The 3,248-nt window shown below is 24.8% G+C and carries 4 protein-coding genes; all 4 read left to right on the plus strand.

Annotated features, from left to right (window positions below):
- Positions 1-115 precede the first annotated feature (115 nt).
- From JWF52_RS18425 to JWF52_RS18440, 4 genes are read left to right on the plus strand one after another with little or no spacing between them, the layout of a single operon-like run.
- Positions 116-472, plus strand: coding sequence for a GntR family transcriptional regulator (locus JWF52_RS18425; protein ID WP_208334930.1), 357 nt, complete (start codon positions 116-118; stop codon positions 470-472).
- 11 nt (positions 473-483) lie between these two features.
- Positions 484-1,176, plus strand: coding sequence for an ABC transporter ATP-binding protein (locus JWF52_RS18430; protein WP_208334931.1), 693 nt, complete (start codon positions 484-486; stop codon positions 1,174-1,176).
- A complete protein-coding gene (locus JWF52_RS18435) occupies positions 1,169-1,993 on the plus strand; it encodes a hypothetical protein (RefSeq protein ID WP_208334932.1) in 825 nt (274 codons plus the stop codon). Before JWF52_RS18430 ends, JWF52_RS18435 begins: the two co-directional genes overlap by 8 nt.
- 13 nt (positions 1,994-2,006) lie before the next feature.
- Positions 2,007-3,227: a hypothetical protein gene (locus JWF52_RS18440; protein WP_208334933.1), complete on the plus strand. Its 1,221-nt coding sequence runs from the start codon at positions 2,007-2,009 to the stop codon at positions 3,225-3,227.
- Positions 3,228-3,248: the final 21 nt, after the last annotated feature.

Genomic DNA, 3,248 nt, shown 5'->3' on the forward strand with positions numbered 1-3,248 from the left:
TTTTTATACAATAATGAAATATAAGTAAAAAACAATTGCATTATAACCGTACTAATAATATAATACAGTTATAAGCTGTACTACTGAACTAGTACGGTAATACGGAGGTGATTGCATGAACTTTAAAGCAAATGACAGAGAACCAGTTTATATCCAAATTATAAGATTCATAAAACAAAAGATTGTAAGAGGTGAATTAAATCCAGGAGATATTATACCTTCAAGAAGAGAAATGGCAGTAAGTATAAAGGTAAATCCAAATACAGTACAAAAATCATACAAGGAGATGGAAGAGATGGGGATTATAGATACAGTTAAAAGTTATCAAAGTAGCATAACTACTAACACAGAAATTATAAATAAGATAAAATATGATCTTATAGACGAGTCTATGGAAGTTTTTATAGAAAATATGAAGGCGATAGATGTAGATAAGGAAGAAATCTTAAAAATAATAAATGATAGATACTAGGGGGAAGTATTGTGATAGAAATTAAAAATATATATAAAAAGTATAAAAAAGTTAAAGCCCTTGATGGTGTGTCTTTTAATATACACGAAGGGAAAATAACTTGCTTACTTGGAATTAATGGGGTAGGAAAATCAACGACGTTAAAAGCTATAGCTGGTCTTATTAATATAGATAGTGGAGAAATACTTATAGATGGAGAAAAATTAAACCACAATACATATAACAAAATATCTTTTGTGCCAGATGTAGATAATCACTTTGCACAGTTTACAATAAAAGAGAGCTTTGAATTCATGAAAGAGTTTTATAAAAACTGGGATGATAATAAAGCTTATGAAATGCTTGAATTGTTCAATTTAAGTGATGATAAAGAAATATCAAAACTTTCAAAAGGAAATATTGCAAGAGTTAAAATAATAATAGGATTTGCACAAAATGCAAAATATACCTTACTTGATGAACCTTTTTCAGGAATCGATATATTTAAAAGAGAAGAGTTTTTAGGGGTAATGACAAAATACATAAGTAATGAACAAAGTATAGTACTAACTACTCATGAAATATCAGAAATTGAAATGTTAGCAGATGATGTAGTACTTATAGATGAGGGAAAAGTACAGCTAATATTTAATGCAGAACAAACTCGTGAAGAAGAAGGGAAGTCTATAATAGATAAAATGAGGGAGGTATATCAGGGTGAGTAATATATTAACTTTATATAATATGGAATTTAAAAGAATATATAAATTATACTTTGGTTTAATAGTTACATTATTTTTAGGAAATATAGTAAGTGTAGGCTTAGGTATTAATGATACTATGAGGCATATGAATAGAAATCAAATGATACCGTTAGATTTTAATATATTTAAAACTTATATAAATGAAGATTATGTGAAAGGATTTGTCATTGATCAAATACATGTTTTTAGTAGTATTGTCCTTGGTATTGCAGTTTTAAGCTGTTTAATATATGCGCTTATTATATGGTATAGAGACTACTATTCAAGAAGTAAGACTATATGTGCATTACTTACATTGCCTCAAAAGAGATTTAACATTTATTTGGCAAAGCTTTTGACAATACTTGTTATGATTTATGGAATAATAGTTAGCCAAGTGATATTTTGGTACATTGATACTATTATATTAAAAATAATTACAGGAGCTAATATAGATGGGTTTACAAATATATTCTCAAATATGATGAATAATCCTTCAAGATTAAACTTAATATCACCATATATTATTGACTTTTTTATGATAAATATATTTGGAGTATTACTTTCAGTAGTAGTTATATTTACAGGAGTACTTATTGAAAGATCATATAAAAGAAAAGGAATAGCATTTGGCATATTATATATATTATTATCACTAATAATATATTATTTCATGTTAATAAAGTATGTAACTTACTCAGATCAAGGATTATCAATGAGTTTAATATACTTTTTAATATTATTTATTTTGTCAATAAGTATATCTTATAAACTGATAAAATCAAAGATAACTTTATAAGGGGGGATAAAATATGAAAAAGAATTTATCTAAAATAACTTTAGGAGTAGTATTATCTTCCTTCATATTAATAGGAATAATAATAGCCTCTAATGATACTAATATGAAAATAGAAGATGTAAAAGGAAATAAAAGTGAGTTAGGTGATGTTTCTATAATATCTCAAGAAGGAAAAGGATTATATAATACTAAGGAAACTGTATTATCAAAAGATGGATTTAAAGTTAAAAAAATAGCAAAAGGATTACCTGGAGTAAGTAAATACTCTAAAAATGTAGTTGAAAATAGAAATTTATTTAATTCTGTGCATGATTCAAACTTAATATACGAAGATAAAGAAAGTATAGGATATTTAGGCTATATATCAACGGATTACTATGCAAGTGAAGGTGCTAAATTTAATACTAAAATTACTGATAAAAACCTAAAAACTAATAAGATAACTGAATTTGATATAGATATAATAAATTCCTCTGAAGAATATGATAATGCAAGGGAATGTTGTTTAGTAATAAAATATAAAAATGAAATATATTTAGCAATAGGAATAACAAATGACATTAATTATGATAAAAATGGAAATATTATAGATAATAGAAATAGTAGTATATCTATTTATAAAATAGGCTTAGAAAATCAAAAAGCGCAATTATTTGATGAAATAAAAATAAAAGAAAATGTAGATATATCAAATGGAGTGAGTTTTGTAAATAATAACAAAATATATTTTATGGCTCAGACATATAAAGACTCAGGTGAACAATATTTAGTTTATTATGATTTAGAAAATAATAAGTTTGATTATATAAAAGACCCTGTAAAAATAAAAGAAAAAAATAACTCAAATGATAATGACACAGCCTATAGTATAGATGATAATAAGTTAAATATAATTTATAATGATAGCACGACAGATAAAAAGTCTACAATTATACACCAATGTAGCGTAGATTTAGAAAAAGAAAAAGTTATAGAAAATGATAAAGTATATAAGATTGACAAAATTAATGAAAATTCACAAATAAGGGGATTTAGGGTATTAGACAATAAGATATATTTAGTATTAAATTCGTATAAAGAAGAAAAGGGTATTTCATATATAAGTCAAAGTGAACTATCATATAATATTGTAGTATTAGATGAAAAAACTAAAAAAGTACTATATATTGGACAATCAAAACAAGAAGAAAGCCACTCTGCAACTAATTATATAGTAAAAAATGAAGAATTATAATAAAAAGTGCTATGAAATTTC

The organism is Clostridium sp. CCUG 7971 (genome assembly GCF_017590215.1).
Classification (GTDB): Bacteria; Bacillota; Clostridia; order Peptostreptococcales; family Peptostreptococcaceae; genus Faecalimicrobium.